Raw genomic sequence first — 25,779 nt, 5'->3', positions numbered from 1 at the left:
ATGAGGTGAGGGACAACACTCTCTGGGGGTCCCACATGCGTTTCGTCCCGTCCGCTGCACTCACGCTCGGCCTGCTCGTGCCGGGCCTCGCCATGACCACGACGACCGCCGCAGACGCCGCAGCCGCTTCGTGCGGGGGGCTCCGGGCCACCATCGTCGGCAACGCCCGGGCCAACACGATCGAGGGCACCGACCGTCGCGACGTCATCGTGGCCGGCGACGGCAACGACACCGTCCGCGGCCTGGGTGGCAACGACGTCATCTGCGGTGGCGAGGGGACCGACCGGATCTTCGGTGGCGCCGACGACGACGCGATCCTCGGCGGCACGGACCGTTACTGGACCGACCGGTTCGGCCTGGTGCACAAGGAGGGCGACGTCATCGACCCGGGCGCCGGCAACGACACCGTCGACCCCGGCTACGACGCCCGGCCCGTCTCCCCCGGCATCGTCGCCATGCCCGACACCGTGACGTACGCCGACGCGCCGGCCGCCGCGGTCGTCGACCTGCGCACCACCCCGGCGACGGTCGGGGCGCACGGCGCCGACACCATCGCCGTGGCGGCCGGCTCCGGGCTGCGCTTCGTGGGGACCGCGTTCAACGACGTCATCCGGGGGACCTACCAGGAGGACGTGCTCATCGGGCGCGGCGGCGACGACCAGATCTACGGCCAGGACGACGACGACCGGATCCTCCCCGACGGTGACGACAGCGCCGGGGCCGACTTCGTGGACGGCGGCTCCGGCGGCGACCAGATCGTCAGCGTCGCCGGCTACGACACCCTGCTGGGTGGCCCCGGCGTCGACGCCATCTCGTCGACCTCGCTCAACCGGCTGGCGATCAAGGGCGGCTCGGGTGGCGACACCGTGACCGTCCCGGTGCCCGGGGAGTCCGGCTTCCAGGTCGTGGGCAACAGCGGTCAGGACAAGCTGCGGATGGTGGCCTACGCCAACCCGGCCGCCTTCCCGACGGTGCGCATCGACCAGCGCAAGGGCCTCACCAAGGTCACCAGGCTCCAGCCCGTCGCGGTGAGCGGCAAGTTCCAGAGCTTCACCGAGGTGTCGCTCCCCGCCAACGCCAGGACGATCTACAAGGGCACGATGAAGGGCGAGGTCATCGACGCCCATCCCGACTTCGGGGCGATCATCAAGGCCCGCGGCGGGGCCGACGTCATCACCGGCTCCAACCTGCGGGACACCCTGATCGGCGGCGCCGGCTTCGACATCGGCTTCGGCAAGAGCGGCAAGGACCGCTGCAAGCTGATCGAGCGGCGCCAGAGCTGCTGAGTGGTCCACCCGCAGTGCGCACAGCGGGGGTGGCGACCCACGGGACCGCCACCGCCGCTGCCGCGTCGAGGTCAGCTCTCGTACGCCTTCCCGCCGAGCCGCACGTCGCTCCCGATCTCCGGGCCGGTCTCGGTGGTGCACGTGCCGGTGAGTGGGTCGCAGATCTCGAGTGACGTCCCCTCCACCCGGAACAGGGAGCCGCGGGACGTCCAACCCCAACCGTCGCCGGCGAAGGTCACGCGCTCCTGCGTGGCGATGTCGTAGACGTCGACGCCGTCGGGCTCGACGAGCTCACCGTCCTGGGTCATCCCCGACTCCAGGGTGAAGCGCAGGTGCGTCCCGTCGGGGGAGAGGCTGCCGAAGCCGTAGTCATCCTCCTCCAGCGGGACGACGAGGGCGACGTCGCCGGTGGCTGCGTCCACGACCGACACGACCAGGTCGAGTGCGCCGCGTTCCTCGTCGAGCTCCTCGCCGTAGGACAGCGCGAATCCGCCTCGGACCTCGGGTATCCCGCCGCCCAGTCCGGCCGCCTGCTGCATCTCGCCCGTGCGCCAGTCGACGGCGTAGGCCTCGTCCTGGAACCCCGCGTAGACGACGTCGCCGTCGAGGGCGAGCGGCGGGACCGCCCAGTAGCTCATGGGGAGGTCCGGCAACGGGACCGAGCCCACCTCGTCGCCCGAGAGCGCATCGCGGACGACGACCCGGAAGCCGTCGCCCGACTTCTCGGCCAGCGCATAGACCGGTTCGTCGGGGTCCGTGGCGGGGCCGACTCCCTCCGGGATCCTGCCGAGGTCGGTCGTGCTGCCGTCGGTGGCGACCAGCGTCAGGCTCTCCGGCCCCGAGCCGGAGGAAGCACCGTCGTTCGGATTGCTGCGGGTCAGCACGCCGACCGACGTGTAGTGGAGCGAGTGCAGGGTGTCGGGAACGGTGGCGGTCGCGCCGTCGACGACGACTGTCGAGCCGGCGCCGTAGGCCACGACGCCGTGCGACGGGCCACTGCTCGCGACGGAGTCGGTGGCCTTGCCAGCTCGGCCGTCGTCGGAGCCGTTGAGGCCCAGCGCGGCGCCCGTGCCGACGACGGCGACGACCGCGGCGGCAGCGAGGAACACGGTGGCGCGTCGACGAGTCCGGGCCTGCTGACCACGGCCGAGGATGGCGGCGTGGTCGACCGGCGGGATGTCGAGGGCGGCGGCCTCGTCGCGCAGCAGGGCGGAAAGTCGGTCAGTCACGGTGGGCTCCCAGCGTCTCGGGAATGACGGCATCGCCCAGCAGCACGCGCAGCTTGGCGAAGGCCTCGAAGGTCTGGCTCTTGACCGTCCCGGTCGAGCAGCCGAGCGCGTCGGCGGTCTCGGCGACCGAGAGGTCCTCGTAGTAGCGGAGGACGACGACCGATCGTTGTCGCGGCGGTAGCCGGCGCAAAGCCTCCAGCACGGCGGGTCGCGTGCTGGGGTCCGTGGCGTGCCCCAGCTCGGGGAGCTCGTCGCTCGGGAGCTCGTTGCGCCAGCCCTTCTTGCGGAACCAGGATGCCGCGGTGTTGACGAGGGTGCGCCGCGCGTAGGCCGGGGCCGCGGACCGGTCGTCGATTCGCGTCCATGCGGCGTACGTCTTGGCCAGGGCGGTCTGGGCCAGGTCCTCGGCCAGCTCGCGGTCACCGACGAGCAGGTACGCCGTCCGGTAGAGCCCCGGCCAGCTGGCGTGCACGAACTCGGTGAAGTCGCCGTCGTGCCCCAGGCCACTGGGTGGTCGAGCCATCAGTCCTCCTCGCAGGGATCGTCACCCCAAGAGATGCCGCGTGAGCCGCAGAGGTTGGACGCACCGGGGATGGCGATCATGCCCGACCGGTCGGCTTCCCCGGAGCGCGCCGTCGGGGGCACCATGAGCGCACGATGTCGCGCGCTCGCAGGCTGCTGCTGGTCGCCGTCGCCTGGGCGCTGCCGTGCGTCTGGTTCGCGGCGGCGCTGCTGGCCGGGCCGGTCGACGGCGCGTCCCTGACCTCCACGACGCTCGACCCGGATCGTGACGGCTGGGTGGAGCCGGTCGAGGTGGTGCGGGTCTACGGCGACTCCCCGCTGCGTGAGGGGGACCTCGTCGTCGCCGTCGACGGGCGCACGCTCTCGGAGTGGCAGGGCGGCGAGGTCCCGGATCGCGACGTGGGCGACGTGGTGGAGTACCGCGTCCAGCGTCCCGGCCAGGCCCTCGACGTGGAGCTCGTCGTCGGGGTCACCCTGGTGCGCTACCCCGTGGTGGCGGCCGTGCGCGGAAACCCGGCTGCCGTCGCCCTCGCCCTCGTGCTGCTGGTGGTGGGGTCGCTGGTCCTGTGGCGGCGTCCGGAGGACCTCGCCGCGCGAGCCTTCCTGGCCGGGACCGCCCTCGTGCCCTGCGCCCTCACGGCGTCCCCCTGGGGGCTGGGGCCCGTCGACCTGGCGGGCGGGCGAGGCGTGTGGCCGCACGCGGCCGGTGAGGCCCTCGGGGCGGCCGGACTCGGCTGCCTGCTCCTCGCGGTCCTCACCCTGACGCCGGGTCGGCCCCTGCGCCGGCGGTGGGCCGTCCTGGTGGCCGCGGCCGTGCCGGTCGCGGCGTACGTCGTGTGGCTCGTCCTGTCCCTGCCCGGGGCCGACGACGCGCTTGCCCGCACCCTCGTGCGGGCCACGGTGCTCGGGCCGGCGCTGGTCGCCTGCCTGGTCGCCGCCCTGGCCGGGGCGATCGTGGCCCACCGCCGGACCGATGACCGGGAGGAGCTGCTCGCCACCCGGCTGGTCGCGCTCGGCATCGGGGCCGCGGCTGTCGGGTGGGGCCTCCTCGAGGTGCTGCCGCGCGTCGTCTCCCGCGATCCGGCCGTGTCCGGCGCGGTGCTCGGCCTGCTGCTCGTGCCCCTCCTGGTGGGCAGCCTCGGCATCGCGGTGACCCGCTACCGCGTCGACGAGATCGAGCCGGCAGTGCGTCGGGCGCTCGTGCAGGCCCTGGTCGTGGCCCTGGCGGGCGTGGCCTTCGTCGCCATCGCCGGGGCCCTCGACCTGGCCGCCGACATCTCCGTGGGGTCGATGCTCGTGGGTGGGCTGGCGGCCCTGGTCCTCCTCCCCGTGGCGGTCGCGCTGCAGCGCTGGGCACGTCGGCTGGTCTACGGGGACCGCGACTTCCCGCGACGCGTGGTCTCCGACCTGCGCCGCCTCGACCCGCTGGCGCCCCCGGGGGAGGCGTTGGGCGAGACGTTGGACCTGCTGACCCGGCGCCTGCACCTGTCCCACGCGGCGATCGAGGTGTTCGGCACGGACGGCGCGCCGGCGGTCACGACCGAGGTCGGCCGTCCCCGGGGAACGCCGGTCACCGTCGACCTCGCCGTGGGCGGTGCCGTCCTCGGTCGGCTGCGCCTGGAGGTGGACCCGGGGCGCGACCCGTTCGGTCCCGGGGACCGACGCCTCCTCGAGGACGTCGGCACCCAGGTGGGTGCGCTGGTCCAGGCCGTCACCATCAACCGCGAGCTCCAGCGCTCCCGCCAGCACCTCATCACCGCGCGGGAGGAGGAGCGGCGGCGGATCCGTCGCGACCTCCACGACGGCCTCGGCCCCTCCCTGGCGTCCCTCGCGATGCAGCTCGAGACGGCCGAGGACCTCATCGTCGACGACCCCGCACGGGCCACCGCGCTGGTCGCCCGGCTCGCGGACCTGGCGCGCGACGAGATCACGGAGGTACGACGCCTGGTCGACGGACTGCGCCCGCCGGCCCTCGACCAGTTCGGCCTGGTGTCGGCCCTGCGCCAACGGGCCGGGGACCACAACCAGGGCGGGCACGCGGGCGGCGTACGGCCCGTCATGGTGTGGTCCGTCGAGGCGCCGGAAGACCTCGAGCCGCTGCCCGCCGCCGTCGAGGTCGCGGCGTACCGGATCGTGGTGGAGGCCGTCACCAACGCGACGCGGCACAGCGGCGCCCGCACCTGCGTGGTCTCGCTGACCCGGGACGCGACCGCGCTGCACGTCCGGGTCCGGGACGACGGGACGGGGGTGGCCCCCGGCCATGCCCCGGGTGTAGGTCTGTTCTCCATGAGGGAGAGGGCCGAGGAGGTGGGCGGCACGTGCACCGTGACGTCAGGTGCCGGCTCCGGCACGACGGTCGAGGCGGTGCTGCCGATCGCGGCGTCCGAGGGTGAGGACTGAGATGGAGCCGGTGCGGGTGCTGGTCGTGGACGACCACGAGGAGTTCCGTCGCGGGGTCGAGGCGCTGCTGTCCGCCGCGCCCTCCATAGAGGTGGTCGGCCACGCGGGGGACGGGCGCGCGGCGGTGGCGATGGCCCTGGACCTGCAGCCGGACGTCGTGCTCATGGACCTCCAGATGCCCCTGCTCAACGGGGTCGAGGCCACCGAGCGCATCGTCTCGTCGTCGCCGCACATCAGCGTGCTGGTGCTCACGATGATGGAGGACGAGGACTCCGTCTTCGCGGCGGTGCGCGCCGGCGCACGGGGCTACCTGCTGAAGGGTGCGCGACGCAGCGAGGTCGTCCGGTCCATCGAGGCGGTCGGTGCCGGCGAGGTCATCTTCGGTCCGGGGATCGCCGACCGGGTCATGGGCTACTTCCGCTCGGCCAGGTCGCGGCCCGCGGCCGATGTCTTCCCCGAGCTCACGGACCGGGAACGGGTCGTCCTCGGCCTGATCGCCGAGGGCAAGGAGAACATGGAGATCGCCCGCCAGCTGAGCCTGTCGGTCAAGACGGTGCGCAACCACGCCAGCAACATCTTCGCCAAGCTCCAGGTCGCCCACCGCGCCCAGGCCATCGTGCGGGCGCGCGACGCCGGGCTCGGTCTCTAGTCCCGGCAGCCGCCCTGCAGCCGCACGTCGTCCGCCGCGTCCCGGCCGAGGGCCGCTGCCTGCTCCCGGTCGGGGTCGATCACGAGGGCGCCCCCGGCCGTGGTGAACGGGGTCCCGCCGATCACGCAGGCCGTCACACGTCGCGGGTCGACGAGCGTGACCGCCTGGGACAGGCGGTAGAGCTCACCGGGGGAGAGGTCCGTCTCCATCCCGCCGATGGCGGCCAGCGCGGCGGACTCCATCAGCCCGGGCTCGTCGGCGCGGTCCCGCAGCTCCTCGAGCACCCCCAGCAGGAGCTGCTGGTGGTGGGCGCTGCGGGCAAAGTCCCCGCCCGCCACGTCCCGGCTCCGGGCGAAGTCGAGCGCCTGCTCGGGGTCGAACTCGTTGGGACCGCGCTGGACGTCGAGGTCCACGTCCTCGAGGCGGTACGCCGTCGGCGAGTCGACGACCACCCCGTCGATCGCGCCGATCATGGACGTGAACCCCTCGAAGCCGGTGACCAGCACGACGTCCGGGGTGATGCCCACCAGGTCGCTGACGGCCGCGGCCGCCAGCTCCGGACCGCCCTGCTCGAGCGCGGCGTTGATGCGGTCGAACCCGTCGGGCAGCTGCACCCAGGAGTCCCGCGGGATCCCGAGGGCGACGGCCCGACCCGCCTGGGGGTCGACGCCGATCAGCTGGATGGCGTCCGTGTTGCCCTCGGTCACCTCCGTGCCGGGACGCGCGTCCGACCCGAGGGCGAGCACCCAGAAGACCCCGTTGCCGAAGTCGACCGTCCGGGCGGTCTCGACGGTGGTCAGGCTGATGGTCGCGGGCTGCACGGACGGGCCGGGGACGAGCGCCGCGACGGCGACGACGAGGGCCCAGCCGACCCGACGTCCCGGCCTCACGGGGTCACCTCCGCGGCGACCGCGGAGCCGTCGTCGAGCGCGACGTCGTAGCCGTAGACGACCCAGTCCCCGTCGGTCCGCTCGAGGAGGAACCGCCCCTGCAGCGACAGCGGTCGGGTGGTGCCGTCCGGCATCGTCGCGTCGAACGCGAGGTCCAGGGCCGCGGTCGCACCGACGACGTCGCGGGCCGCGACGAGGAAGGAGAGCCGCGCTTCGAGCCCGGTGGCCGTGACGGCGGTCGCGTCCTGCACGCGGGCGGCGGTGAGCTGCTCGATGTCACCCGCCGCGCGGCGCGCCGCCCCGCTGGTGAAGGAGCCGAACGCCTGCACGAAGTCCTCCCGGGGGAAGTCCCCGAGGAAGGCCTCCACCACGTAGTCGGACAGCACGCCGCCGACCTCGGTCTCCAGCTCGGTCCGGGTCTCCTGCGTGAGGTCGCCGGCACCCGAGACCGTCTCCACGGCCAGCGCCGTCTGCGGCTGCGGGGGCGACGGCGGGTCCGGGGTCGTCGACGGGCTGCACCCGGCGAGCAGGGACGCGGCCAGGACCGTCGAGACGACGCACGCGGCGCGACGTCGTGGGTGGCCCATGCCACCCATGATGGCCGATGACGGTGGCCGCGGTCTCAACTCGCCGACACCGCGTTCGTGGTCGGCAGGTGGAAGTCGCCGACGTTGTCCCGCGCCGGATGCGTGGGGCCGACCGGGCCCTGCGCGAAGCCGTGGACCAGGTTGTCGGTCACGACGCCGACGAACCCGGCCGTCCGGTCGCCGAGCGGCCGCTCGCACCGGTCGACCAGGGCGCAGCCCCACCGCAGGGTCCCGGCGGTGAACACCCCGGCCCCCGAGGGGGCCGTGTAGTAGACCGTCTGGGCGCTGGTCGCGACGCCACGGCACTCGTACGGCGTGTGACCGAGCACCTCGAGCGGCCGCGGGAGGCGGTCGTCGGGGTAGACCCGGTCGGCCTCCGGCCCGATCAGCCCCGGCACCCGGTCGCCGCGGCTGACGCCCGTCCCGCGGAACCCCCACCAGCGCGGCGAGGCCACGACGAGGTCGACGTCCACCGGGTAGCACTCGTACTGCACGCCGAGGAGGTCGTGCTCGGGCTGGGGCGCCGGGGCGTCGCGGAAGCGGCTCGTCGCCTCGGCCGGGCGGACGTCGCGCCACGGGTCGAGGTGGGCCGAGTTGCGGTAGCCGACCACCACCCGGGCCGACCCGGTCGGGCGGTCCTCCAGGCGCACCCGCCAGTACATCGTGTTGGCGCCGAGGAAGGCCAGGTTGGTGCCGGCGTCGCGGGCTCGCAGGACCTCGGCACGCATGGTCGGGGTCCAGTACTCGTCGTGGCCCACGGAGACGTAGCCCCGTGCACCGTCCAGCGAGCCGGGCCGGGTGTGCAGGTCGACGTTGGTGAAGTAGGACAGCGGCTCGCCGGTGCGCTCGGCGCGGACGATGACCGGGATCGCGGCCGTGCGGTAGTCGTTGGCGCCCGTCGCGCCGTTGTAGGGCCGGTCGAAGCTCACGGCCCAGCTCTCCCGGTCCCCGGACGGCCCCTCGTAGAGGCTGTACCCGCCCCAGGCGTTGTAGGCCTGCCAGGTCGTGACGGGGGAGACGAGGGCGACGGTCCCGGCCGCGGACGGCGAGGTCACGACGTACGGCACCTGGGTCTCCCAGCCGGTCGGCGTGCGGAGCGTGAAGACGTAGAACCCCGGGAGCCACGAGGACGTGTCCACGGTCAGGTCCCGCGTCCACGGAGCCACGACGGTGCGGGTGTCCGCCGGCTCGAGCCGGGCCGCGGGCTGGACCCGACCGCGCCGGAACCCCGACTCCCACACAAAGGCCCCGGTGCCGCCCCGGTAGGCCCCGATCCGGTAGGCGGCAGCCTCGTAGCCGCCCTCGGTGGTCGAGACCTTGAGACCGACCCGGGTGCCGGGCAGCCCGCTCGCGTGCGTCGTGTAGGCCTCGACCTGGTGGTCGGTGGACGGCCGGGTGATCCGCCACGCCTCCGACCCTCGGCGACGCCGGTCGCGGGCCCGGCCCACGGCCTCCCCGCCCGGGTCCCCGGCACGGTGCGGCGCCGCGGACGCGGGCGGCGGGGTGAGCGGGCCGGCGACCCCTGCCCCCGTGGGGGTCGCCGACCCGCAGCCCGTGACGGCTCCGACCAGCAGCGCCAGTGCCGTGCCCACCCACCACGCCGCCCGTGCGTCCATGTCGACCACCTCGCCCGGGGCGGCGGACCGTCCGGCGCCCTCGTGACCGACGATCGGCGCGGGGTCGTTCCCGTCGCACGGGGCTGGGATCCCGATCCGACCGGGACGATGCGGACGTCGGTCCCGACCGGCGGACCGGCACCGTCGCGCAGGGACCTAGGATTGCCGCCATGCCCGAGATCTCCCGCGAGGAGGTGGCCCACCTGGCCACCCTCGCCCGCATCGACCTCGACGACGCCGAGCTCGACCACCTCGCCCCCCAGCTGAGCGTGATCCTCGAGTCCGTCGCGTCCATCAACGGCGTGGCCGGCGACGACGTCCCCCCGACGTCGCACGCCCTGCCGCTCACCAACGTCTTCCGCGAGGACGTGGTGGTGCCCGGCCTGACCGCCGAGGAGGCGCTGTCCGGCGCCCCCGCCAGCGAGCAGCAGCGCTTCAGCGTGCCGCGGATCCTGGGGGACGAGCAGTGAGCACCCACATCAGGCAGACCGCCGCGGAGATGGCCGAGGCCCTGGCCGCGGGCGAGACCACCAGCGTGGAGCTCACCCGGCTGCACCTCGACCGGATCGCCGCCGTCGACACCGACGTGCACGCCTTCCTGCACGTCGACGCCGAGGGCGCCCTGGCCCAGGCCGCCGAGTCCGACGCCCGCCGCGCCCGGGGCGAGCTGCTCAGCCCGCTCGACGGCGTGCCGATCGCCGTCAAGGACGTGCTGACCACCACCGGACTGCCCACCACCTGCGGCTCGAGGATCCTCGAGGGCTGGATCCCGCCGTACGACGCCACGGTCGTCGCGCGCCTCAAGGCCGCCGGCCTCCCGATCCTGGGCAAGACCAACATGGACGAGTTCGCGATGGGCTCCTCCACCGAGCACTCGGCCTACGGTCCGACGCACAACCCGTGGGACCTCGACCGGATCCCCGGCGGCTCCGGTGGTGGCTCGGCGGCGGCGGTCGCGGCCTTCGAGGCCCCGCTCGCCATCGGCACCGACACCGGCGGCTCGATCCGCCAGCCCGGTGCCGTCACCGGCACGGTCGGCGTCAAGCCGACCTACGGCGGGGTCTCCCGCTACGGCCTCGTCGCGCTGGCCAACAGCCTCGACCAGGCCGGCCCGGTCACCCGCACGGTGCTCGACGCCGCGATGCTGCACGACGTCATCGGCGGCCACGACCCGCGCGACTCCACCTCGATCGACCAGGAGTGGGCGTCGTTCACCGAGGCCGCCCGCCAGGGCGCCACCGGCGACATGACCGGCGTGAAGGTCGGCGTCATCACCGAGCTGGCCGGCGACGGCTGGCAGCCGGGCGTGATGACCCGCTTCACCGAGTCCGTCGAGCTGCTCGTCGAGGCGGGCGCCGAGGTCGTGGAGGTCTCCTGCCCGTCCTTCGTCCACGCGATGGCGGCCTACTACCTGATCCTGCCGGCGGAGGCGTCCAGCAACCTCGCCAAGTTCGACGCGATGCGCTACGGCCTCCGGGTGCTGCCCGAGGGCGTCGACAACCCGAGCGCCGAGGAGGTCATGCGCGCCTCCCGCGACGCCGGGTTCGGCGACGAGGTCAAGCGCCGCATCATCCTGGGCACCTACGCCCTCTCCAGCGGTTACTACGACGCCTACTACGGCCAGGCCCAGAAGGTCCGCACGCTGATCAGCCGGGACTTCGAGGCCGCGTTCGAGCAGGTCGACGTCCTCGTGTCGCCGACGGCGCCCACCACGGCCTTCAAGCTGGGGGAGAAGCTCGACGACCCGATCGCGATGTACCTCAACGACCTCGCGACCATCCCCGCCAACCTCTCCGGCGTCCCCGGCATCTCGGTGCCCAGCGGCCTCGCCGACGAGGACGGCCTGCCCGCGGGCTTCCAGATCCTCGCCCCCGCGCTCGCCGACGAGCGGGTCTACCGCGTCGGGGCGGCGCTGGAGTCCCTCCTGGCCGCCCGCTGGGGCGGCAGCCTGCTGGACCGGGCGCCCGAGCTGCACAGCGCCGACGTCACCGAAGGGACGCCCGCATGACCGACACCCTGATGCCGTACGACGACGTGCTGGCGGCCTTCGACCCGGCGCTGGGCCTCGAGGTCCACGTCGAGCTCAACACCGCGTCCAAGATGTTCTGCGGCTGCCCGGCCGTCTTCGGCGGCGACCCCAACTCCGGCACCTGCCCGACCTGCCTGGGCCTGCCCGGCGCCATGCCGGTCGTCAACGGCAAGGCCGTGGAGTCCGCGATCCGGATCGGCCTCGCGCTCAACTGCGACATCGCCGAGTGGTGCCGCTTCGCGCGGAAGAACTACTTCTACCCGGACATGCCGAAGAACTTCCAGACCTCGCAGTACGACGAGCCGATCGCCTTCGACGGCTGGATGGACGTCGAGGTCGACGGGGAGACCTTCCGGGTGGAGATCGAGCGCGCGCACATGGAGGAGGACACCGGCAAGTCGCTGCACGTCGGCGGCAGCACCGGTCGGATTCACGGCGCCGACTACTCGCTGGTCGACTACAACCGGGCCGGCATCCCGCTCATCGAGATCGTCACCCGCCCCATCATGGGCGCGGGGGAGCGGGCTCCCGAGGTCGCCAAGGCGTACGTCGCGCAGCTGCGCGAGCTGATCCTCGCCCTCGGCGTCTCCGAGGCGCGGATGGACCAGGGCAACCTGCGCGCCGACGTCAACCTGTCGCTGGCGCCCAAGGGCACCGGCGCCCTCGGCACCCGCACCGAGACCAAGAACGTCAACTCGTTCCGCTCCGTGGAGCGGGCCGTGCGCTTCGAGATGCAGCGACACGCCGCCATCCTCAGCGGTGGCGGGTCGATCCTCCAGGAGACGCGGCACTGGCACGAGGACACCGGTGTGACCACCAGCGGGCGCGTCAAGTCCGACGCGGACGACTACCGCTACTTCCCCGAGCCCGACCTGGTGCCCGTGGCGCCGAGCCGGGAGTGGGTCGACGAGCTGCGCGGCACCCTCCCGGAGAACCCGACGCAGAAGCGGGCCCGGCTCCAGGCCGAGTGGGGCTTCTCCGACCTGGAGATGCGCGACACCCTCGGGGCCGGCGCCTTCGGGCTGGTCGAGGAGACGATCGCCGCCGGGGCCACCCCCCAGGCGGCTCGCAAGTGGTGGCTCTCCGAGCTCGCCCGCCGCGCCAACGACACCGGGACCGACATCGCCGCGCTCGGGGTCACCCCGATCGACGTCGCCGCGGTCCAGCAGCTCATCGACGCGGGCAGCATCAACGACAAGCTGGCGCGCCAGGTCTTCGAGGGCCTGTACGCCGGCGAAGGCACCCCCGAGCAGATCGTCGAGGCCCGCGGGCTGGCCATCGTCTCCGACGACGGAGCGCTGGGAGCGGCCGTCGACAAGGCGATCGCCGACAACCCGGACGTCGCCGACAAGATCCGCGACGGCAAGGTCGCGGCCGCCGGCGCGCTCATCGGCTCGGTGATGAAGGAGATGCGCGGACAGGCCGACGCCGGGCGTGTGCGCGAGCTCATTCTCGAGAAGCTCACCTAGGGGATTCCGGGGGCGCCCGCTGGCTGTAGTGTGCGCCTCGGAAACCATCATCCGACTGCAGCGGGGAAGCCGGTCCAACTCCGGCGCTGACCCGCAACCGTAGGCGTCCCGATCACTCGGGGCGCGAGCCGGACCGCCCGCTGCAGGCAACCTGACAACCACGCTGCGAGGAAACAGCGGGTGTCGTCCCCTCGCAGGGCCGCCTCCCGCCACAACAGCGGGAAGGAAAGCATGTCTCACGCACTGCGCTCCCACACCTGGCGGCGTGCCGCCGGGCTGGTGGCCGCGTCCACCCTTGCGCTCACCGTCGTCGCCCCGTCGGCCACGGCCGCCCCGCCCACCACGGGCAAGACCGACGACGGTGCGATCACCGTGGCCGGCTCCTGGCTCAAGGGGGAGCTCACCGACGGGCTCGTCGACGCCGGTGGCTTCACCGACTACGGCCTCACCCTCGACGCCGGCTTCGCCCTCGACCAGGCCGGCGACAAGTCCGGCGTGGCCACCATCAACCGGGCCTTCCAGCCGGTCATCAGCGACTACATCTCCGGCGACGCCTTCGGCGACGCGGGCAGCACCTACGCCGGCTCGGTCGCCAAGGCCGCGACCTTCGCCCGGGTCGCCGGCGCCAACCCCACGTCGTACGGCGGGGTCAACCTGGTCACCCGCCTCGAGGCGCGCGTGAGCGCGATCGCCCCGATCGTGGGTCGCATCGAGGACAAGTCGACCTACGGCGACTACGCCAACACCCTCGGCCAGTCGTACGCCGTCCGCGCGCTCACCGAGGCGAAGTCGCAGCGGGCCGCCGATGCCGTCGCCTTCCTGCTCGCCCAGCAGTGCACGTCCGGCTTCTTCCGCCAGGACTTCACCAAGGACAAGGCCGCCACGGCGCAGGGCTGCGCCGAGGGCCAGACCGGCTCCGAGCCCAGCGTCGACGCCACCGCGCTCGCCGTCGTCAACCTGCTCGAGGGTGACGCCAAGGGCCCCGGCGTCAACGCGGCCGTCGACAACGCGACCGACTGGCTGGTGACCCAGCAGAAGAAGAACGGCTCCTTCGCCGGCAACACCAACAGCACCGGCCTCGCCGGCTGGGCCCTCGGCCTGGTCAAGGACCGGACGTCCGCAGCCAAGGCCGCGACGTGGGTGCGCAAGCAGCAGCCCGTCGACAAGAACCGCTGCCGCAGTGCCCTCACCAAGGACACCGGCGCGATCGCCTACGAGGCCAAGGCCGTCAAGGCCGCCCGCAACAGCGGTCTCACCGACGGCGACGTGCGCGGCCAGTGGCGTCGCGCCACCGCCCAGGCGATGGCCGTCCTCCAGTGGGCGCCGGCCGCGAACGCCGAGCTGAGCGTGACCCTGCAGCGCACGTCCGCCGAGTCCGGCGACAAGGTCCGCGTCAAGGTCTGGGGCCTCGCCCCGGGCGAGCGCGCCTGCGTCTCGATCAAGGGCGACCCCAAGCGGATCGTCGGCAAGGCCTCCGCCAAGCCGGTCACCCGCAAGCTCACCATGCCCACCGGCAACAAGACGCGCATCGTGAAGGTCAAGACGGCCGACGACGCCGCCAAGACCCGCATCTCGGTGCGCAACTGAAGGTTCCACCCGTGACGAGAGCACCCCTCGCACGCCTCGTCGCCGCGGCCACCCTGGTGGCCGCGGCGGCGGTCGTGCTCGGCCCGACGACGCCGGCCTCGGCCGCGTCCTGCACGTCGGGCTCCGGCGTCACCGTGGTCGTCGACCCCGGTGCGCTGGGGGGTGCCCTCACGGCGACGTGCGACAGCGGCTCCGGGCAGGCCGCGTCCGCCCGGTACGCCGACATCGGCGTCGCGATCAGCTACGTCCAGCGCCAGCCGGGCTTCGTGTGCCGCGTCAACGGTGCGCCCGCCAGCGACCCCTGCGTCAACACCCCGCCCGCCGACGCCTACTGGGGCCTGTGGTGGACCGACGGCGAGAGCGGCACGTGGAGCTACTCCTCCATCGGGGTCACCGGTCTCCAGGTGCCCGAGGGCGGGGCGGTCGCCCTCGCGTGGCAGCAGGGCGGCACCCGTCGTACGCCCGGCATCGCCGCCCCGGTGCACGCGGCTCCCGCGCCGAGCCCCACCAAGGCGCCCACCAAGACCCCCACGTCGAGCCCGACCAAGGCCCCGACGAAGACCCCCACCAAGGCGCCGACGTCCACACCGACCTCCCCACCGACCTCGTCCGCTCCCGCATCGCCCTCGGGCACCCCGTCGAGCAGCTCGTCCGCCCCCGCCTCGCCGACCGGGTCGGCGAGCGGCTCCGCCACCCCGGGCCCGTCCGGCTCCCCGAGCCGCAGCCCGCGCAAGGAGCCGAAGGGCACGCCGACCCCGTCGGAGGACACCAGCAGCCCGGCCGGTGGCTCGGCCAGCCAGTCCCCGAGCACCGGGACTGTCGACGCCACCTCCGCCGGGAGCACCGCGGAGCCGGTGGCCGACTCGGCGCGCGTCCCCACCTGGGTCACCCTGGCCGTGCTGGCCGTGCTCGTGGCCGCCCTCGGCGCGATGACCGTGGCCGCGCGACGTCGCCGCGGCGACCAGCCGTGAGGACCCGGCTCGCCCGGGACCTGCACCCGGTCGCCTGGTGGGTGTGGGCCATCGGCCTCGCCGCCGCCGCGACCCTCACCACCAACCCGTTCCTCCTCCTGCTCCTCGTGGCCGTGGCCGCCGTCGTCGTGCAGGCACGGCGCTCGGACCACCCGTGGGCGCGCTCGTTCCGGCTCTACGTCTGGCTCGGTGTCGCGATCGTGCTCATCCGGGTGGTCTTCCGGATCGTGTTCGGCGGGGTGGACGGTGGCCACGTGCTGCTCGGCCTGCCGACCGTGCCGCTGCCCGAGTGGGTCGCCGGCGTCCGCCTGCTCGGACCGCTCACCGTCGAGAGCCTGCTCGCAGGTCTCTACGACGGGCTGCGCCTGGCCACCATCGTCATCTGCATCGGGGCGGCCAACTCGCTGGCCAACCCCAAGCGACTGCTGACGTCGGTGCCGCCGGCGCTCTACGAGATCGGCACGGCCCTCGTCGTGGCCGTCACGGTCTTCCCGCAGCTGGCCGACAGCGCGCGCCGGGTGCGCGCCGCCCAGGCGCTGCGCGGGGGAGCCGACGGGCGCGTGGGCCGGCTGCGTCGCTTCCTGGTCCCCGTCCTGGAGGACGCCCTCGAGCGATCGCTCGCGCTGGCCGCGGGCATGGACACCCGCGGCTACGGCCGGGCCGGCACCGCCACCCCGGCCGAGCGCCGGCTCACCGGCGCGCTGCTCCTGGGCGCGCTGTGCGGCATCGGGGTGGGCACCTACGCGGTCCTCGACTCGACGGCCCCGCGCTGGCTGGCCACGCCGATGCTGCTCGTCGGCGTCGTGGTGGCCGTCGTCGGGATGGTGAGCTCGGGGCGCCGGGTCCAGCGGTCCCGCTACCGTCCCGACCCGTGGCGGCTCGAGGAGAGCCTCGTCGCCCTGTCCGGCATGGCGGTCGGCGCCGTCGTATGGTGGATCGCGGGGCACGACGTGCTGGTGGCGCACCCGGGTGTCGAGTCGATGCCCTACCTCAGCGTGGAGGCACTCGCCGCCGTCCTCATCGGCCTGCTCCCCGCGGTGGTCGCTCCTCGTCCCCGGCACGCGCTCGCCCCGGCGCTGGCGGTGGGCGCATGATCGAGCTGCGGGACATCCACTTCGCGTACGACGACGCCCCGACGCCCGTCCTGGACGGGATCGACCTGACCCTCGACGAGGGCGAGCTGGTGCTCGTCTCCGGGCGCACCGGCGTCGGCAAGTCCACCCTGCTCGGCGTGCTCACCGGGCTGGTGCCCCGCTTCAGCGGGGGCACGCTCACCGGTGACGTGCTGCTGGACGGCGCGAGCATCATCGACCTGCCGCCACGCGAGCGCGCGCACGTGATCGGGTACGTCGGCCAGGACCCCGTCGCCGGCTTCGTCACCGACACCGTCGAGGAGGAGCTCGCCTACGGGATGGAGCAGCTCGGCACCGCGCCGGACACCATGCGTCGCCGGGTGGAGGAGACCATGGACCTGCTCGGGATCGCCGGCCTCCGGTCGCGCGACCTGCGGAGCCTGTCGGGCGGCGAGCAGCAGCGGGTCGCCATCGGCGCCGTCCTCACCACCCACCCGCGCCTGCTCGTGCTGGACGAGCCGACCTCGGCCCTGGACCCGACGGCCGCCGAGGACGTGCTCGCGACCCTGACCCGCCTCGTGCACGACCTCGGGCTCACCGTGCTCCTCGCCGAGCACCGGCTCGAGCGGGTGGTGCCGTTCGCCGACCGGATCGCCCTGCTCACCGGCGACGGGGGCCTGCGGGTCGACGAGCCGGCCACCGTCCTGGCCACGTCCCCGGTCGTGCCGCCCATCATCGAGCTGGGGCGCGCGGCGGGCTGGTCGCCGCTCCCGCTCAGCGTGCGCGAGGCCCGTCGGCGTGCCCGCGGACTGCACGACCTCGCCGCGCCCCCGGAGCTGCCCGCGACCGGCGGGGAGATCCTGCTCGACGCCCACGGCCTCACCGTCACCCACGGCCAGCACGTGGCCGTCCGCGACGTCGACGTCGCGCTGCGCTCGGGCCACGTCACCGCCCTGATGGGGCGCAACGGATCCGGCAAGTCGACACTGATCTGGACCCTCCAGGGCTCGCGCGACCGCCGCTCCGGCTCCGTCGCGGTCGACGGCTCCGACCCCGCGCGACTCGACGCCGCCCGGCGCCGGGCCCTCGTCGGGCTGGTCCCGCAGACGGCCGCGGACCTGCTCTACCTCGAGACGGTGGACGAGGAGTGCGCGGCCGCCGACGCGGCTGTCGGAGGTGGCCCCGGCACGTGCCGCGCCCTGCTGGAGCGGCTCGCCCCGGGCATCGACCCCGACCACCACCCGCGCGACCTCTCCGAGGGCCAGCGCCTCGCCCTGGTCCTGGCGATCGTGCTCACGACCAGCCCGCGGGTGCTGCTGCTCGACGAGCCGACCCGGGGGCTCGACTACGCCGCCAAGCGCCAGCTGGCCGCGATCGTGCGGGACCTCGCCGACGACGGCCACGCGGTGCTCATCGCGACCCACGACGTGGAGTTCGTCGCCTCCGTGGCCGACGACGTCGTCGTGCTCGCCGAGGGGGAGGTCGTGTCCACGGGCCGCACCCGGCAGGTCGTCGCCGCCTCCCCGTCGTACGCCCCGCAGGTCACCAAGATCCTCGGCCCGCCCTGGCTGCGCGTCGACGAGGTCGTGGCGGCGATGGAGGCGGCGCGATGAGCCTCGACACGTCGAGGCGTCGCGGGAGCGCCTCCGCGGTGCAGAGCCCCGAGCGACCGACGGCGCGGTCGCGTCCGCCGGCGGTGCCGGTCCGGCTGCGCTCGGCGCTGGTCCTGACGGCGGCCTCGGCGGCCGGGCTGATGATGCTGTGCTGGCCGCTGCTGCTGCGGGCGCCGGAGAGCGGCCGGGTCGACCCGCCGTTCCTGTTCCTGGCGCTGCTCCCGCTGGTGATCGTCGTCGTGCTGGTGGAGTTCAGCGAGGGCGGCATGGATGCCCGGGTGCTGGCCATCCTCGGCGTCCTCAGCGCGGTCAACGCCGTGCTGCGGGGGCTCGGCGCCGGCACCGCGGGCATCGAGCTCGTCTTCTTCCTGCTGATCCTGGCCGGGCGGGTCTTCGGACCCGGGTTCGGCTTCGTGCTGGGCTGCACGTCGTTGTTCGCGAGCGCGCTGATGACGGCGGGCGTGGGTCCGTGGCTGCCGTTCCAGATGCTGCTCTCCGCGTGGATCGGCATGGGGGCGGGCCTGCTGCCGCGACGGCTGACCGGACGAGCCGAGATCGCCGTGCTGGTCGTCTACGGCATCGTCGCGGCGTACGCCTTCGGCATCCTGATGAACCTCTCCAGCTGGCCCTTCACCCTCGGCATCGTGGTGCCCGGGCACGAAGGGACGCTGTCGTACGTCGCGGGGGCGCCGCTGGCGGAGAACCTCGAGCGGTTCGCCGTCTACACCCTGCTCACCTCGACGGCCAGCTGGGACACCGGCCGCGCGATCACCACGTCGATCGCGCTGGTCGTGCTCGGCCCGGCCATCCTCACCACGCTCCGCCGCGCGTCGCGGCGCTCGGTGGTCACGCGGACGGGATGACCCGCAGGATCCGGTCGTCCTCGTCGGCGGGCGTGCCCCGTCCGTCGCGGTTGGACGTGGTGACCCACAGGTCCCCGTCGGGCGTCGTGGCCACGGTGCGGACCCGGCCGTAGTCACCCTCGAGGAACGCCGTCGGCTCCCCGAGCCGGTCACCGCGCACCGGCACCCGCCAGAGTCGCTCGCCGCGCAGCGCGCCCACCCAGAGGTGCCCGTCGGCGTAGGCCATCCCCGACGGTGAGGCGGCCGACGTCGGCCAGGTGACCAGCGGGTCGACGTAGTCGTCGCCGCCACCGGGGCCCTCCACGACCGGCCAGCCGTAGTTGGCGCCGGGCTCGATGAGGTTGATCTCGTCGTACGTCGAGTCGCCGAACTCCGAGGCCCACAGCCGGCCCTCGTCGTCGAAGGCGAGCCCCTGCACGTTGCGGTGGCCCAGCGACCAGACGGGGGAGCCGGGGTCCGGGTTGCCGGGTGCGGGCTCGCCGTCGGTGGTGATCCGCAGGATCTTGCCGGCCAGCGAGTCGGGGTCCTGGGCGAGCTCGGTCTCGCCGGTCTCGCCGGTGGAGACGTAGAGGTGGCCGTCGGGGCCGAAGACGAGCCGGCCGCCGTCGTGGATGAAGCCCTTCGGGATGCCGTCGAGGACCACCTCGGCCTCGCCCAGCCGGCCGTCGACGAGCTCGGACCGCAGCACCCTGTTGTCCTCGGCGGTGGTGGCGTAGAGGTAGACGTCGCGTCCGTCGCCCGCCGGGTCCACGGCCACGCCGAGCAGGCCGCCCTCGCCCTCCGGGACGGCCTCGGTCACCTCGCCGACCTCGGCCACGTCGCCTTCGGGGTCCACGGAGAGCACGCGGCGACTGTCCCGCTCGGTCACCAGGGCGGTCCCGTCCTCGAGGAAGGCCACCCCCCACGGCACCGCCAGCCCGGACGCGACGGTCCCGGCCACCCGGGGGGTGCCGTCACCGGCGGGGCTCGACGTCGGGTCGGACGGCGTGCTCGCCGGGGCGTCGGGCGTCGAGTCGGTGGGCTGGGTGGCGCTGGGGATCGCGGGCTCGGTGTCGCCGTCGGCGCACCCGGCCAGGGCGGCGGCACCGAGCAGGCCGGCCAGCGCGAGCCGCACCCGCATCAGGAGACCCGCTCCAGCAGCTCGAGGAGCAGCCGGTGCACCGCATCGGGCCGCTCCATCTGCACGAAGTGGCTCGCCCGCAGCTCGACGTAGTCCGCGTCGGCCATCCGGGCCGCGGCGGTGCGCATGTCGTGGGCCCCGGCCAGGACGTCGTACGACGCGGCGACGAAGGTCGCGGGGACGTGCACGTTGCTCAGCGAGACCCGGGCGTGCTGGCTGGTCCCGAGGGCCAGGTGGAAGTACCAGTCGACGGGCGTGGCCAGGAACTCCCGGACCGCTCGGGCAGCGAGCGCGGGGTCCGGCACGGGCAGCATGAAGCCGGAGTGGGTCAGCGCCCCCATGGTGAGCGGCGTGACCGGCACCCGGTTGACCACCGGCGACAGCAGCCGGCCGGTGTGCTTGAGCACCCGCGAGGCGTTGACCGCGGCGAGATGGGCGACCAGGCGTGGCACGCGCAGGGGGCCGAGCATCGTGGCGAAGGTGCCACCCGGCACGCCGGCGACCGCGAGGATCCCGCTGACCCTCTCCGGGTGGTGGACGGCCAGCTCGAAGGCGGTGTTGACGCCCATCGACCACCCCACGAGGACGGTCCGCTCGACACCGAAGTGGTCCATCACCGAGAGCCCGTCCTCCACGAACTCGGTGACGCCGACCCGGGCACGGTCGGTCGGGCGCGCGGACCCCCCGACGCCCCGGTGGTGCCACGAGACGACCCGCACGCCGCAGTCGGGCTCGAAGAGTGCCGGCCACGCCCACGGCCCCGTCCCGAGGCCGTTGCACAGCAGGACCGTCGGGCCCTCGATCGTGCCGTCGGGATCGTTGGTCCAGGCGCGGAGCCGGGTGCCGTCGTCGGAGCGGACGTCGACGTAGCCGATCTCGAGGGGTGCCGTCACCGGGGTGGTGCCGGGGGTGGGCTGGGTGGCCATGGGCCCGATTGTGCCTGCCCGACCATGACGTCGGGGACGACTGCCCCGGGCTGGTCACCCGCCCTTCACGCCGGTGTCGTCGTCACGTCGACTCCGGCTGCGCACTCTTCGGGCATGGAGACTTCTCGGCGAATCCTGCTCAAGACCGGCCTCGTGACGGGCGGTGCGGCTCTGGCCGCCACTCCCGCCCTCCTCGACCAGCGGCCCAGCGCCGCTGCGCCCCCGACCCGCACCGACCCGTTCACGCTCGGTGTCGCGAGCGGCGACCCGCTGCCCGACGGCTTCGTGATCTGGACCCGGCTCGCGCCCGACCCGCTGGCGGACGACGGTGCGGGTGGCATGCCGTCGCGGCACCAGCAGGTCGGCTGGCAGGTCGCGACCGACGCCCGCTTCACCGACGTCGTCCGCGCCGGCTCGGTCCGGACCGGTCCCGAGCTCGGCCACGCGGTGCACGTCGAGGTGGGCGGGCTGCTGCCGGGGCGCGAGTACTTCTACCGGTTCCGCGCGGGACGCCACCTGTCGCCGTCCGGGCGCTCCGTGACCGCCCCCGACCCGCTGTCGATGCCTGCGTCGCTGTCGATGGCCTTCGCCTCGTGCTCGCAGTTCGAGCACGGCTGGTTCACCGCCTACGGCCGGCTCGCGGAGGAGCGACCGGACCTCGTGCTGCACCTGGGCGACTACCAGTACGAGTACAAGGCCGACAGCTACACGATCCCGGGCGGCAACGTCCGCGACCACCGCGGCCCGGAGACGGTCTCCCTTGCGGGCTACCGGCAGCGGCTCGCGCAGTACAAGACCGACCCGGACCTCCAGGCCGCCCACGCCGCGGCCCCGTGGCTGGTGGTCTTCGACGACCACGAGGTGGACAACAACTGGGCCGACGAGATCGCGGAGAACGCCGCCTCGCAGCCCGGCTTCATGGACCGCCGCGCCGCCGCCTTCCGTGCCTACTACGAGAACATGCCGCTGCGGCGTACCTCCGTGCCCGCCGGACCCGACCTGCAGCTCTACCGCTCGGTGCAGTGGGGCCAGCTCGCGAGCTTCCACATGCTCGACACCCGGCAGTACCGCGACGACCAGGCCTGCGGTGACGGGTACGACGACTGCCCGCCCGCCGCGGCACCGGAGCGGTCACTGCCCGGTACGACCCAGGAGGCGTGGCTGGCCGAGCGCTTCGCCGCGTCCACGCAGACCTGGGACGTGCTCGGCCAGCAGGTGTTCTTCGGTCGCCGGGACAGCACGGCGACCCCGGACAACACGGTGTCGATGGACTCCTGGGACGGCTACCCGGCCTCCCGGGACCGGGTGGTGCGGTCGTGGGTCGACGCCGGGGTGCGCAACCCGGTCGTGCTGACCGGCGACGTGCACGCGCACTGGGGATCCGACGTGCTCACCGACTGGACCGACGGCTCGTCTCCCGTGCTCGGGTCGGAGTTCGTCTGCTCGTCGATCACCAGCGGTGGCGACGGCTACGACAAGGCGGACGGCACCCACCCGTGGGCCGCCCAGAACCCCAACCTGACCTTCTGGACCAACCTGCGCGGCTACGTCAGCACCACCATCACGCCCACGTCGTTCACCGCGGACTACCGGTGCCTGCCGCGGGTGTCGGTGCCGGGGGAGCAGGCCTTCACGCGGGCGTCGTTCGTGGTCGACGACGGCGTCCGCGGGATGCGCCAGGTCGCGGACAACCCGCTGCCCACCGCCCGGGCCGACCGGTCGTTGCGGGCTCCGCGCAGCGACGCCGCGATCATCGCCGACACGATCGAGGCCGAGACGGGGCACTGAGCAGCGTCAGTCCGGGGCCGGCTCCGTGAGCACGGGCTGGCCCCGGGTGGCGCCCACGCTGGCCGCGATGACGCACGCGATCGCGACGCCCTGCAGGGGCGTGATCACCTCGTGGAGGATCACGATCGCCGCCAGCGCGGCAGCGGCCGGCTCGAGGCTCATCAGGATCGAGAACACCGACGGCGGCAGGGTCCGCAGCGCGGTCATCTCGCAGCTGTAGGGGATGACCGAGGAGAGCAGGCCGATCATCGCGCCGATCAGCAGGACGCGACCGTCGAGGAGCGTGTCACCGCCCGAGACGACGGCCGGGACGGTGAGCAGCAGGGTGGCCAGGACGCTGGCGACGGCCAGGCCGTCGAGTCCCGGCCAGCGCGCCCCGGTGCGGGCGCTGAGCAGGATGTACGCCGCCCACGCGGCGCCCGCGAGCAACGCGTAGAGGACCCCCGCCACCGTCAGGTCGGCCGGCTCGAAGCCGAGGAGCAGGACACCGAGGCCGGCGAGCCCCACCCAGACCAGGTCCCGGACCCGGCGCGACCCGAGGACGGCCAGGGTCAGCGGTCCGATGAACTCGATGGTGACCGCGATGCCCAGCGGGATGCGCGCGAAGGACTGGTAGATCGCCCAGTTCATGAGCCCCAGGCTCACCCCGAAGCCGACCACGACCATCCAGTCCTCGCGGCTGCGCGCCTTGAGGCGCGGGCGCGCGATGGCCGTGAGGACGAGGGCACTGGTCACCAGCCTCAGCCAGACGATCGCGGTGGGCGAGATGGTGCCGAAGAGGTCCTTGGCGAACGCCGCGCCGACCTGGACGGAGATGATGCCCACGACCACCAGCCAGATGGCTCGTGTCACCCGTCCCCCTCCTCCCGCAGCTCCTCCTCGTGCAAGCGCTCGATGAGGGTGGTGACGATACGGCGCTCGTTGTCGAAGTAGTCGAGGCCCCAGTCCGCCACGAGACTCGGGTGCCGGAACGGCTGTCCCGGCGCGTCCGACCCGCGCAGCCCCTCACGGACCCGCACCAGTGCCTCCCGCTCGGTGTCGAGGGCCTCGACGTGCGCCTCGAGCATCGCGATGGTCGTCATCGGGTCCACCACGTGGCCCAGCAGCAGCCGCAGCGCCACCGGGTGCTTGAGCACCGAGAAGCCCGGCTCGGTCCCGCGCATCCACGTCTCGAGGGCGCGGCGGCCCTTGGCGCTGAGCCGGTACGTCGTGCTGCCCGAGGTCTCGGCTCCGTCCGACCTCCCCTTGTTGCCCGACCCGTTGTTGCCCGACCTGCGGGTGCGGGTGAGGACCAGGCCGTGCTCGGTGAGCCGGGCCAGCTCGCTGTAGACCTGGCTCATCGCGGGGGAGACCCAGTAGAAGCGCAGGGTGGCGTCCGCCCGCTGCTTGAGCTCGTAGCCGGTCAGCTCGTCCCCGAACGTGAGCAGCCCGAGGAGCGCGTACGAGGTGACAGGAAGGTCTTGACCCATGGTGTGATCAGACTACTGTTCCTATTAGGAATACGAGACGGGAGTGGTGGCATGGCGCGCACGCTGTTGATGGTCGGGACCCGCAAGGGTCTGTTCATCGGGACCTCCGACGAGGCGCGGACCGCCTGGGAGTGGTCGGGGCCGCACTTCCCCATGGAGGAGGTCTACTCCGTCCTCATCGACCGGCGCGGCGACACCCCGCGCCTCTTCGCGGGCGCGTCGTCGAGCTGGCTCGGGCCGCAGGTCTGGCGCTCGGACGACCTCGGCGCCTCGTGGCAGGAGACGCCCAACGGCGCGATCCGCTTCCCGGAGGACGCGACGTTGCCCGACGGCAGCCCGGCCACCCTGGCCCGCGTGTGGCAGCTGGCGCCGGGCGTCGAGGACGGCGTCGTGTGGGCCGGCACCGAGCCGGGGGCGATCTTCCGCTCGACCGACCGCGGCGAGACCTTCGACCTGGTCCGAGGGCTCTGGGACCACCCGCACCGACAGGAGTGGAACGAGGGCTTCGGCGGCCAGGCGTTCCACACGATCCTGCCGCACCCGACCGACGGCGACTCGGTGCTCGCGGCGATCTCGACCGGCGGCGTCTACCGCACGTCCGACGGCGGCGACACGTGGACGGCCTCCAACACCGGGGTCAAGGCGGAGTTCTTCCCCGGGGAGCGCAACTACCCGGAGTTCGGCCAGTGCGTGCACAAGGTCGCCCGCGACGCGACCGAGCCGGACCGCCTCTTCCTCCAGAACCACGGCGGCGTCTACCGCTCCGACGACGGGGGAGCGTCGTGGCAGGACATCGCTCCCGGGCTGCCCTCGGAGTTCGGCTTCGCCATGGTGACCCACCCGCGCGAGGCCAACACGGCGTACACCTTCCCGATCGCCGACGCCGGCGGCCGCTGGCCCGTCGACGGCAAGGCGCGCGTCTGCCGTACGACGGACGGCGGCGCCAGCTGGGAGCCCCTCGGCGAGGGCGCCCTGCCGGACAGCTTCTACGCCGCGGTCATGCGGGACGCCATGTGCGCCGACGACCACGAGGCGGCGGGCCTCTACTTCGGCGGCCGCAACGGCGCGGTGTGGTGCTCGCCGGACACCGGTGAGACCTGGCAGGAGATCCACAAGGACCTTCCTGACGTGATGTTCGTCCGCGCCGCCTCCCTCGACTGATGGCTGACTTCTCGATGTCGCGCTCGACCACGGTCGACGCCCCCTCGGACCGGGTCCACGGCCTCGTCGACGACTTCCGCCAGTGGCAGGAGTGGTCACCGTGGGAGGGCCTGGACCCCGCGCTCGAGCGGAGGTACTCCGGGCCCGCCTCGGGCGTCGGCTCGCGCTACCACTGGTCGGGCAACAAGAAGGCCGGGGAGGGCGACATGGAGATCGTCGAGTCCACCCCGTCGCGGGTGGCGGTCGACCTGCAGTTCCTCAAGCCCTTCAAGGCGCGCAACCTCACGACCTTCGAGCTCGAGCAGGTCGGCGGTGGCCGGACCCGCGTCGTGTGGACGATGAGCGGCCGGCGCAACCCCGTCATGTCGCTCGCCGGCAAGCTTTACTTCGACAAGGCCGTCGGCAAGGACTTCGACCGGGGGCTGGCGTCCCTGAAGGCGGCCGCCGAGGCGCGTTGACGGGGATCACCCCGGGTCGAGGAACACGGCCATGGCAAGGCGTGTTGGGGACGGGTGTGCGCGGGGGATCCCG

Annotated in this window: 23 protein-coding genes and 1 riboswitch; of the genes, 14 read left to right on the top strand and 9 right to left on the bottom strand. The window is 73.6% G+C overall.

Annotation, left to right across the window (positions count from 1 at the left end):
• The first annotated feature begins 35 nt into the window (after positions 1 to 35).
• The gene (locus ASG88_RS02025; RefSeq protein ID WP_056885715.1) at positions 36 to 1,286 is read left to right on the top strand and encodes a calcium-binding protein; all 1,251 of its coding nucleotides are present in this window, start codon (positions 36 to 38) and stop codon (positions 1,284 to 1,286) included.
• A 71-nt stretch (positions 1,287 to 1,357) separates the two neighbouring features.
• On the opposite strand, the gene ASG88_RS02020 is transcribed toward ASG88_RS02025, so the two are convergent.
• Together ASG88_RS02020 and ASG88_RS02015 are read right to left on the bottom strand one after the other, a co-directional pair.
• Complete coding sequence (locus ASG88_RS02020; protein WP_056885714.1) at positions 1,358 to 2,515, bottom strand: hypothetical protein; 1,158 nt, start codon at positions 2,513 to 2,515, stop codon at positions 1,358 to 1,360.
• Positions 2,508 to 3,038, bottom strand: a complete 531-nt coding sequence (locus ASG88_RS02015; protein ID WP_056885713.1) for a SigE family RNA polymerase sigma factor — start codon at positions 3,036 to 3,038, stop codon at positions 2,508 to 2,510. Before ASG88_RS02015 ends, ASG88_RS02020 begins: the two co-directional genes overlap by 8 nt.
• Before the next feature lie 134 nt (positions 3,039 to 3,172).
• Here ASG88_RS02015 and ASG88_RS02010 point away from each other — a divergent pair, with 134 nt between their 5' ends.
• Both ASG88_RS02010 and ASG88_RS02005 read left to right on the top strand, forming a co-directional pair.
• Positions 3,173 to 5,437: a histidine kinase gene (locus ASG88_RS02010; protein WP_056885712.1), complete on the top strand. Its 2,265-nt coding sequence runs from the start codon at positions 3,173 to 3,175 to the stop codon at positions 5,435 to 5,437.
• Complete coding sequence (locus ASG88_RS02005) at positions 5,427 to 6,086, top strand: response regulator (protein ID WP_235534685.1); 660 nt, start codon at positions 5,427 to 5,429, stop codon at positions 6,084 to 6,086. The genes ASG88_RS02010 and ASG88_RS02005 overlap by 11 nt, the downstream gene beginning before the upstream one ends.
• On the opposite strand, the gene ASG88_RS02000 is transcribed toward ASG88_RS02005, so the two are convergent.
• Genes ASG88_RS02000 through ASG88_RS01990 form a run of 3 tightly spaced genes read right to left on the bottom strand, consistent with a single transcriptional unit; the run spans position 6,083 to position 9,179 of the window.
• Entirely contained in the window at positions 6,083 to 6,976 is an 894-nt protein-coding gene (locus ASG88_RS02000) for an LCP family protein (protein WP_056885710.1), read from the bottom strand. The two genes, ASG88_RS02005 and ASG88_RS02000, sit on opposite strands and share 4 nt — an antisense overlap.
• Positions 6,973 to 7,563, bottom strand: coding sequence for a hypothetical protein (locus ASG88_RS01995; RefSeq protein ID WP_056885709.1), 591 nt, complete (start codon positions 7,561 to 7,563; stop codon positions 6,973 to 6,975). Before ASG88_RS01995 ends, ASG88_RS02000 begins: the two co-directional genes overlap by 4 nt.
• A 35-nt stretch (positions 7,564 to 7,598) precedes the next feature.
• On the bottom strand, positions 7,599 to 9,179 hold the full coding sequence (locus ASG88_RS01990) for a N,N-dimethylformamidase beta subunit family domain-containing protein (protein WP_157559507.1): 1,581 nt from the start codon (positions 9,177 to 9,179) through the stop codon (positions 7,599 to 7,601).
• 170 nt (positions 9,180 to 9,349) lie between these two features.
• Here ASG88_RS01990 and gatC point away from each other — a divergent pair, with 170 nt between their 5' ends.
• The 8 genes from gatC to ASG88_RS01950 all read left to right on the top strand — a co-directional run bounded on the left by gatC (position 9,350) and on the right by ASG88_RS01950 (position 18,784).
• The gene (gene gatC / locus ASG88_RS01985; protein ID WP_056885707.1) at positions 9,350 to 9,649 is read left to right on the top strand and encodes an Asp-tRNA(Asn)/Glu-tRNA(Gln) amidotransferase subunit GatC; all 300 of its coding nucleotides are present in this window, start codon (positions 9,350 to 9,352) and stop codon (positions 9,647 to 9,649) included.
• Positions 9,650 to 9,678: 29 nt separating this feature from the next.
• Entirely contained in the window at positions 9,679 to 11,187 is a 1,509-nt protein-coding gene (gatA, locus tag ASG88_RS01980; protein ID WP_414858624.1) for an Asp-tRNA(Asn)/Glu-tRNA(Gln) amidotransferase subunit GatA, read from the top strand.
• Positions 11,184 to 12,677 (top strand): Asp-tRNA(Asn)/Glu-tRNA(Gln) amidotransferase subunit GatB, encoded by a 1,494-nt coding sequence (gene gatB, locus ASG88_RS01975; protein ID WP_056885705.1) that lies wholly within the window; start codon positions 11,184 to 11,186, stop codon positions 12,675 to 12,677. The genes gatA and gatB overlap by 4 nt, the downstream gene beginning before the upstream one ends.
• Positions 12,678 to 12,718: 41 nt before the next feature.
• Positions 12,719 to 12,837: riboswitch (cobalamin riboswitch) on the top strand.
• A gap of 71 nt (positions 12,838 to 12,908) precedes the next feature.
• Complete coding sequence (locus ASG88_RS01970) at positions 12,909 to 14,264, top strand: prenyltransferase/squalene oxidase repeat-containing protein (RefSeq protein ID WP_056885704.1); 1,356 nt, start codon at positions 12,909 to 12,911, stop codon at positions 14,262 to 14,264.
• A gap of 11 nt (positions 14,265 to 14,275) precedes the next feature.
• Entirely contained in the window at positions 14,276 to 15,235 is a 960-nt protein-coding gene (locus ASG88_RS01965) for a hypothetical protein (protein ID WP_056885703.1), read from the top strand.
• Entirely contained in the window at positions 15,232 to 16,329 is a 1,098-nt protein-coding gene (locus ASG88_RS01960) for an energy-coupling factor transporter transmembrane component T (protein WP_056885702.1), read from the top strand. Before ASG88_RS01965 ends, ASG88_RS01960 begins: the two co-directional genes overlap by 4 nt.
• Entirely contained in the window at positions 16,326 to 17,921 is a 1,596-nt protein-coding gene (locus tag ASG88_RS01955) for an ABC transporter ATP-binding protein (protein WP_056885701.1), read from the top strand. The genes ASG88_RS01960 and ASG88_RS01955 overlap by 4 nt, the downstream gene beginning before the upstream one ends.
• Positions 17,918 to 18,784 (top strand): ECF transporter S component, encoded by an 867-nt coding sequence (locus ASG88_RS01950; protein ID WP_082599785.1) that lies wholly within the window; start codon positions 17,918 to 17,920, stop codon positions 18,782 to 18,784. The genes ASG88_RS01955 and ASG88_RS01950 overlap by 4 nt, the downstream gene beginning before the upstream one ends.
• On the opposite strand, the gene ASG88_RS01945 is transcribed toward ASG88_RS01950, so the two are convergent.
• Together ASG88_RS01945 and ASG88_RS01940 are read right to left on the bottom strand one after the other, a co-directional pair.
• On the bottom strand, positions 18,768 to 19,904 hold the full coding sequence (locus ASG88_RS01945) for a PQQ-dependent sugar dehydrogenase (RefSeq protein WP_056885700.1): 1,137 nt from the start codon (positions 19,902 to 19,904) through the stop codon (positions 18,768 to 18,770). The two genes, ASG88_RS01950 and ASG88_RS01945, sit on opposite strands and share 17 nt — an antisense overlap.
• Positions 19,904 to 20,830, bottom strand: a complete 927-nt coding sequence (locus ASG88_RS01940; protein ID WP_056885699.1) for an alpha/beta fold hydrolase — start codon at positions 20,828 to 20,830, stop codon at positions 19,904 to 19,906. Before ASG88_RS01940 ends, ASG88_RS01945 begins: the two co-directional genes overlap by 1 nt.
• 114 nt (positions 20,831 to 20,944) lie before the next feature.
• Between ASG88_RS01940 and ASG88_RS01935 the strand changes: the two genes are divergently transcribed.
• Complete coding sequence (locus ASG88_RS01935) at positions 20,945 to 22,618, top strand: alkaline phosphatase D family protein (RefSeq protein ID WP_056885698.1); 1,674 nt, start codon at positions 20,945 to 20,947, stop codon at positions 22,616 to 22,618.
• Between the two features lie 6 nt (positions 22,619 to 22,624).
• Here ASG88_RS01935 and ASG88_RS01930 read toward each other — a convergent pair whose 3' ends face one another.
• Both ASG88_RS01930 and ASG88_RS01925 read right to left on the bottom strand, forming a co-directional pair.
• Positions 22,625 to 23,470, bottom strand: a complete 846-nt coding sequence (locus tag ASG88_RS01930) for an EamA family transporter (protein WP_235534684.1) — start codon at positions 23,468 to 23,470, stop codon at positions 22,625 to 22,627.
• Positions 23,467 to 24,087, bottom strand: coding sequence for a PadR family transcriptional regulator (locus tag ASG88_RS01925; RefSeq protein WP_056885697.1), 621 nt, complete (start codon positions 24,085 to 24,087; stop codon positions 23,467 to 23,469). The genes ASG88_RS01930 and ASG88_RS01925 overlap by 4 nt, the downstream gene beginning before the upstream one ends.
• Before the next feature lie 51 nt (positions 24,088 to 24,138).
• Here ASG88_RS01925 and ASG88_RS01920 point away from each other — a divergent pair, with 51 nt between their 5' ends.
• Entirely contained in the window at positions 24,139 to 25,248 is a 1,110-nt protein-coding gene (locus tag ASG88_RS01920) for a WD40/YVTN/BNR-like repeat-containing protein (RefSeq protein WP_056885696.1), read from the top strand.
• Positions 25,248 to 25,706: an SRPBCC family protein gene (locus tag ASG88_RS01915; RefSeq protein WP_056885695.1), complete on the top strand. Its 459-nt coding sequence runs from the start codon at positions 25,248 to 25,250 to the stop codon at positions 25,704 to 25,706. The genes ASG88_RS01920 and ASG88_RS01915 overlap by 1 nt, the downstream gene beginning before the upstream one ends.
• Positions 25,707 to 25,779 lie beyond the last annotated feature (73 nt).

This window comes from Nocardioides sp. Soil777 (genome assembly GCF_001428425.1).
Taxonomy (GTDB): Bacteria; Actinomycetota; Actinomycetes; order Propionibacteriales; family Nocardioidaceae; genus Nocardioides; species Nocardioides terrigena.
This window is presented reverse-complemented; position numbering and strand designations above follow the sequence as displayed.

Coding starts and splice junctions, on each gene's coding strand:
- ASG88_RS02025 (WP_056885715.1), top strand. CDS start 36: ATGCGTTTCGTCCCGTCCGCTGCACTCACGCTCGGCCTGCTCGTGCCG.
- ASG88_RS02015 (WP_056885713.1), bottom strand. CDS start 3,038: ATGGCTCGACCACCCAGTGGCCTGGGGCACGACGGCGACTTCACCGAG.
- ASG88_RS02010 (WP_056885712.1), top strand. CDS start 3,173: ATGTCGCGCGCTCGCAGGCTGCTGCTGGTCGCCGTCGCCTGGGCGCTG.
- ASG88_RS01995 (WP_056885709.1), bottom strand. CDS start 7,563: ATGGGCCACCCACGACGTCGCGCCGCGTGCGTCGTCTCGACGGTCCTG.
- ASG88_RS01990 (WP_157559507.1), bottom strand. CDS start 9,179: ATGGACGCACGGGCGGCGTGGTGGGTGGGCACGGCACTGGCGCTGCTG.
- gatC (WP_056885707.1), top strand. CDS start 9,350: ATGCCCGAGATCTCCCGCGAGGAGGTGGCCCACCTGGCCACCCTCGCC.
- gatA (WP_414858624.1), top strand. CDS start 9,679: ATGGCCGAGGCCCTGGCCGCGGGCGAGACCACCAGCGTGGAGCTCACC.
- gatB (WP_056885705.1), top strand. CDS start 11,184: ATGACCGACACCCTGATGCCGTACGACGACGTGCTGGCGGCCTTCGAC.
- ASG88_RS01970 (WP_056885704.1), top strand. CDS start 12,909: ATGTCTCACGCACTGCGCTCCCACACCTGGCGGCGTGCCGCCGGGCTG.
- ASG88_RS01955 (WP_056885701.1), top strand. CDS start 16,326: ATGATCGAGCTGCGGGACATCCACTTCGCGTACGACGACGCCCCGACG.
- ASG88_RS01950 (WP_082599785.1), top strand. CDS start 17,918: ATGAGCCTCGACACGTCGAGGCGTCGCGGGAGCGCCTCCGCGGTGCAG.
- ASG88_RS01945 (WP_056885700.1), bottom strand. CDS start 19,904: ATGCGGGTGCGGCTCGCGCTGGCCGGCCTGCTCGGTGCCGCCGCCCTG.
- ASG88_RS01940 (WP_056885699.1), bottom strand. CDS start 20,830: ATGGCCACCCAGCCCACCCCCGGCACCACCCCGGTGACGGCACCCCTC.
- ASG88_RS01935 (WP_056885698.1), top strand. CDS start 20,945: ATGGAGACTTCTCGGCGAATCCTGCTCAAGACCGGCCTCGTGACGGGC.
- ASG88_RS01925 (WP_056885697.1), bottom strand. CDS start 24,087: ATGGGTCAAGACCTTCCTGTCACCTCGTACGCGCTCCTCGGGCTGCTC.
- ASG88_RS01920 (WP_056885696.1), top strand. CDS start 24,139: ATGGCGCGCACGCTGTTGATGGTCGGGACCCGCAAGGGTCTGTTCATC.
- ASG88_RS01915 (WP_056885695.1), top strand. CDS start 25,248: ATGGCTGACTTCTCGATGTCGCGCTCGACCACGGTCGACGCCCCCTCG.